This window comes from Chamaesiphon sp. OTE_8_metabat_110 (assembly GCF_031382685.1).
Lineage (GTDB): Bacteria > Cyanobacteriota > Cyanobacteriia > Cyanobacteriales > Chamaesiphonaceae > Chamaesiphon.
On the sequence record NZ_JANMZA010000458.1, the window covers coordinates 1 to 5,241 of the forward strand.

Sequence of the window (5,241 nt, forward strand, 5' to 3'; positions counted from 1 at the left end):
GTCGATTCATCCCGATCGAAACTTCCGCGATCGCACGGATCTAAACTGTAAGATTTGTAGTTATGCTATCGGTAGCACTGCCGAAAATATTCAACTTCTTTATCTAAATATCATATGTCTGGTGTTACAATCGCCATTTCGTTAGCAATCTGCTTGTTACTGTTTCTGTGGGTTAAGAATCAGCAGAAATTCGGCAGCAGACAACATCATCTCAACAACCGGAAGCTGCGACCCCAACATCCCCATTTAGAACGAAAATTATTAAAATTACTCGGTGGCAATCAGAGTACGGCACATCGCTTGATTCAACAATCTCAACTCAGACACCCCGATAAATCTGCGGATTGGCACTGGGAAAAGGCGATCTACGATCTAGAACGCGATCGATGGCGATAGTCGGTGGTAAATAGGGAATAGTAAATGGTAAGTAATTTCCTCATTTACAAATAACCTACTATCGATTACAAAATATGGAGTTAATACCAGGAATCATTGCCTATTTTATCGGTGGATATATCTGCTGTGTGAGTAGAGTATTCATCTGGCTGATTGCCTCGCATTGGGCAAAAATTTGGGTTGCTGATGCTAGCCAAGCCGATAGTCAAATTTTATCCCTGTCAATTGTGATTACCGTGCTAATAATGTCGGGAATTGCTTTGTTTGTATGGTCGATCGCTAATCATATCAATTACAAATTTACCGAAAAAGGTTTTCTGGCTAATGGTGCGGCGGGTATGGCAATTGCCCTGGCGATCGGTCAAAATGATTGGCTGACGGAAATCGCGAGTAAAATGACATATGCGAGTTAGTTTAGGTTTTAGGCTTTGGGCTTTAGGCTTTGGGTTTTATGGGTGAGCTGTTCGGCTGGTTTGGCAAGGGTTGCGTTAGGATAAAGGGTGCCTAACATTTGACTGACGCTTTATGGCAAGAGTGCCAATCCTGAGCTACGATCGCGGAACTTTGATCTTACATCCACCACCAAAGGGTAGAGGCTGGATGGAGTATGCGACTTGGGACGATCGGATTGAGAAATTTCGGATTCCCGGTCATAATTATCGTGAAGTTATCGAATCACTCCAGCAAGACAATACGGATTTTGTCGATAAAGCCAAAGCCTTTGACGAGCTGCAATTAGACTCTCAGCTCAAGCTCGAACCCTATCCCCATCAAGCCGCAGCTCTACTTGCCTGGAAACAAGCCGGGAGGCAGGGTGTAATCGTCTTACCTACCGGAGCGGGCAAAACGCTCGTCGCGCAGCTTGCGATGGCTGCTACCCCCCGCAGTACGCTGATTTTGGTGCCGACGATCGATCTGATGCACCAGTGGTACGCGCAGTTGTTGACGGTGTTTCCGGGTACGGAAATTGGGTTGCTCGGCGGTGGTTCGCGCGATCGATCGCCGATTCTGATTTCGACTTATGACAGTGCGGCGATTCAGATCGAATCTTTGGGCGATTTATATGGGTTATTAATTTGTGATGAGTGCCATCATTTACCGACTGATTTTTATCGGGTAGTTGCCGAGTACTCGCTCGCGCCTTATCGGCTGGGATTAAGTGCTACACCAGAACGGAGTGACGGTAGACATCAGGATTTAGACATGTTGTTGGGCAAAGAAGTCTATCGCCAAACCGCCGCAGATTTGGCAGGTTCGGCTTTAGCACCCTATCGTGTCGAACAGATCAAAGTTAAATTGAGTCCTGAAGAACTCAGCCGTTATCACGAACTCATTGCCGAACGCGATCGCTTTTTACGCTCTCAGAAAATATCGTTTGGGAGTATCGATGGTTGGCAGAAATTTATTCGCGCGAGTTGTCGATCGACTGAAGGTAGAAGGGCGATGTTAGCGCATCGGGAAGCTAAAGAAATCACGTTATCAACTAATGGCAAATTACGCATCTTAGCCGAGATTTTAGAGCGACATTATCCCGAAGCTACGCTAATTTTTACGAGCGATAATGCCACCGTTTATCGGATCGCTCAATCTCTATTAATCCCCGCAATTACTCACCATACCCCAGTCAAAGAACGCCATCAAATTTTGACCCACTTTCGCGAGGGTACTTATAATGTGCTAGTGGCATCGCAAGTCTTAAATGAAGGTGTCGATGTGCCTGCGGCGAGTATCGCGGTGATTTTATCTGGTACTGCTTCGCCGCGAGAATATATTCAAAGACTGGGGCGAATCTTACGCAAAGGCAAAGCCGATAAGCAAGCCGTCTTATATGAAGTAATTAGTGAAGGTACGAGCGAAGAACGAGTTTCCGCACGACGACGCGGTGACATGGATGAAGAGAAGAAACCAGAAACAAATAATGTAATTCAGTTACCGATTAGATATGGTGAATTTGTCGAACCTGCGCGCAAAGTCGCCGAAGTAGATCCCGATCCGTCACCTCCAGATCCTGATGGTGGCTTGAGATATTAACGAGCGGTTAACGTTATGAGTAAAATCGATCGTAACTATATTCAAACTATGACGGAAATTGTAGATCGATCCAATGCCGAGCACTATTTATGGGGTACGAGTTGTGATGGCTGGCATCTTGTCAAACATGATGACATGAGCGTTATTATCGAACGGGTGCCGCCAGGAGAAAGCGAACAGCGGCATTTTCACATTCATTCACGCCAATTTTTTTATATCTTGACAGGTGAGGCTGAGATCGAAGTTGATGGTGAGATCCGAGTCTTACAGGCACAGCAAGGCATCGAGATTGCCCCTGGTGTAGCTCACCAATTCCACAACAAGTCGCAGTCAGATGTGACATTTTTAGTCGTCTCTGTTCCCTAAGTCTCACGGAGATCGAGTAGATGCACCACTGTCGTAAATAATGCGAGTTCGCGGTAAAGTAATAACGGTTTACTTCCGAACATCCCTATGACTAAAAAAATAATTCAAACCGATCTCGCTCCCGCACCAGTAGGCCCATACAATCAAGCGATCGTCGCAACTGGTAAAATGTTATTTGTATCGGGACAAATCGCGATCGATCCAGCAACCAATCAATTAGTTTACGATGGCGACGTTGCCAAACAAACCGAGCAAGCGATGGCAAATCTCGCAGCTATTCTCAAAGAAGCTGGTGCAAATTTTGAAGATGTAGTCAAGACAGGCGTGTTTCTCAAAAACATGAATGATTTCGCTACAATGAATGAAGTATACGCGCGCTACTTCGATGAAGCCACTGCGCCAGCGCGTGCGTGTGTGGAAGTTGCCAGGTTGCCAAAAGATGTCCTAGTCGAAATTGATTGTATCGCAGTAATTAGCTAACTTGTGAGGAGTTACTTTCCTGCACAATGGCTGCAACCATGCCTGGATCGATAAATGCCTAAATATTCTCTAGTGATTCCGATTTATAACGAAGAGAGTACGATTCCGGCTTTGTATCAGCGGGTGAGTGCAGTGATGGATGGGTTAGATGATACTTCAGAATTGATCTTGGTGAACGATGGTAGCCAGGATCGGACATTAGAATTATTGAGGGCATTGCACGAGCGCGACAGTCGAGTAGTATATCTGAGTCTGGCACGCAATTTCGGCCATCAAATTGCGGTAACGGCTGGCTTGAATTATGTCCGGGGCAAGGCGATTATTGTTTTAGATGGCGATCTCCAAGATCCGCCAGAATTAATTCCCGATTTGCTAGCACTATGGCAACAAGGGTATCAAGTTGTCTATGCTCAACGTACCAAAAGAGTGCGAGAAGGCTGGTTTAAGCGGCTGTGTGCCTTTGCTTTTTATCGCGTCCTCAAACATCTCGCTGATGTGGAAATACCTACCGACACAGGCGATTTTTGCTTGATGGATCGTCAAGTGGTAGATTTGCTCAACCAAATGCCCGAACGCAATCGCTATCTACGGGGGTTGAGAGCGTGGGTGGGTTTTAAACAAATTGCCCTGGAATTCGATCGCGATTCGCGGTTTGCTGGCGAAGTAAAATATACGTTTGCCAAAAGTTTGGGATTGGCAATTAATGGCTTAGTCTCTTTTTCGAGTGTGCCATTGCGATTGTCTACTTATTTGGGATTATTTTCAGCAGTTTTGGCGATCGTCATGGCGATTCTCGTCCTCTATTGGCGAGTATTTACCAATTCTACACTGACTGGTTTTGCGACGATCGCGATCGCGATTTTCTTTCTCGGGGCAGTGCAATTAATTAGTATCGGAATTCTGGGCGAGTACATTGGGCGCATCTACGAAGAAGTCAAACATCGTCCTCTCTATACTCTTTCAGAAGTAGGACGAAAATCAATTGATGATTATTAATTATCAATTAGTTAATCGCCCATAACGATGCGCCATTCGTGTAATTGGTAAGTGACACAATGATTTTTTACCAATGGATCTGCGGCGACAATTCGTTCGGCTTCAGCTAGTGAATCAGCTTGAAATAACATCATGCCACCCCCATGTTCGCCCCAGTATCCCGTCTTTGCCTGGTGTCCGCGATCGATCAAACCTTGTACATAAGCCTTGTGTGCGGGGATATATCGATCGAATTCCGGCTTAGGAACTATTCCAGTTTCAATTTTGACAAACCACATAAATTAGGCTTTAGGGATTAGGTATTAGGCTTTAGGGAGTAGGGATTAGGCTTCATAGATTAGGAATTAGGTATTAGAGATCGGATACCGATCGACGAATAATAGTCGATTGATGTATCAACCCGATTGCACCCTAAAGCCCAAAACCTAAAGCCTAAAGCCCAAAGCCTAATCCCTAACTCTGTGCAATTGTCGATAGCGGCAAAAAGATTGTCAATACTTCCCCTTGTTGGAGATGCTGACGCACGATCAGTTTACCACCGAGGAGTTGAAAGAGGTTTTTTGTCACATTCATGTTCAAACTAAGATTGCCTGTTTCTGGTTGAAAAGTCAAGAGTTGACCGATCGCGTGTCGTACTGTTGGGGCGGTGTGCGGACTTTCATCGGATTCTGGTTGGGATTGGAGTTGAAGTTTTAGTCTGTCGCCGACAGGAGTAACTTCGACTTGGATACGGCTCCCAGAGGGAAGATTGCGGGTAAAGTTTTCGACTAAACCCGTCAAGACACGATCGAGAATTGTGGGGTTGCTGACGACGGCGGGGAGTTTATGGGGAATTGCTACGGCGAGATTGAGATTGCGGCGTTCGGCTTGTTGTTTCCACTGGGGAAGGCTATGCTCCAATAGTTCGCCAATCGACATGGTTGTCAGATCTACCGCTTGGGATGGGGCGGTGGTGGCTAATTCTACACCACT

7 protein-coding genes and 1 pseudogene are annotated in these 5,241 nt (G+C 45.8%); 6 read left to right on the forward strand and 2 right to left on the reverse strand.

The window, feature by feature from the left end:
• Positions 1–114 precede the first annotated feature (114 nt).
• The 6 genes from RMO52_RS16890 (at position 115) to RMO52_RS16915 (ending at position 4,269) form a co-directional block, all read left to right on the forward strand.
• Complete coding sequence (locus tag RMO52_RS16890; RefSeq protein ID WP_310416484.1) at positions 115–396, forward strand: hypothetical protein; 282 nt, start codon at positions 115–117, stop codon at positions 394–396.
• Between the two features lie 74 nt (positions 397–470).
• Positions 471–809, forward strand: a complete 339-nt coding sequence (locus RMO52_RS16895) for a hypothetical protein (RefSeq protein WP_310416487.1) — start codon at positions 471–473, stop codon at positions 807–809.
• Positions 810–921: 112 nt separating this feature from the next.
• The gene (locus RMO52_RS16900; protein WP_310416490.1) at positions 922–2,427 is read left to right on the forward strand and encodes a DEAD/DEAH box helicase family protein; all 1,506 of its coding nucleotides are present in this window, start codon (positions 922–924) and stop codon (positions 2,425–2,427) included.
• A 15-nt stretch (positions 2,428–2,442) separates the two neighbouring features.
• Positions 2,443–2,793: a cupin domain-containing protein gene (locus tag RMO52_RS16905; RefSeq protein WP_309743734.1), complete on the forward strand. Its 351-nt coding sequence runs from the start codon at positions 2,443–2,445 to the stop codon at positions 2,791–2,793.
• 87 nt (positions 2,794–2,880) lie between these two features.
• Positions 2,881–3,273, forward strand: coding sequence for a RidA family protein (locus RMO52_RS16910; protein WP_309743736.1), 393 nt, complete (start codon positions 2,881–2,883; stop codon positions 3,271–3,273).
• Positions 3,274–3,327: 54 nt separating this feature from the next.
• The gene (locus tag RMO52_RS16915) at positions 3,328–4,269 is read left to right on the forward strand and encodes a glycosyltransferase family 2 protein (RefSeq protein WP_309743738.1); all 942 of its coding nucleotides are present in this window, start codon (positions 3,328–3,330) and stop codon (positions 4,267–4,269) included.
• A gap of 11 nt (positions 4,270–4,280) precedes the next feature.
• On the opposite strand, the gene RMO52_RS16920 is transcribed toward RMO52_RS16915, so the two are convergent.
• Together RMO52_RS16920 and RMO52_RS16925 are read right to left on the reverse strand one after the other, a co-directional pair.
• Entirely contained in the window at positions 4,281–4,547 is a 267-nt protein-coding gene (locus RMO52_RS16920; protein ID WP_309743740.1) for a YciI family protein, read from the reverse strand.
• A gap of 175 nt (positions 4,548–4,722) precedes the next feature.
• Positions 4,723–5,241 (reverse strand): annotated as a pseudogene (locus RMO52_RS16925) (sensor histidine kinase); the annotation flags it as partial.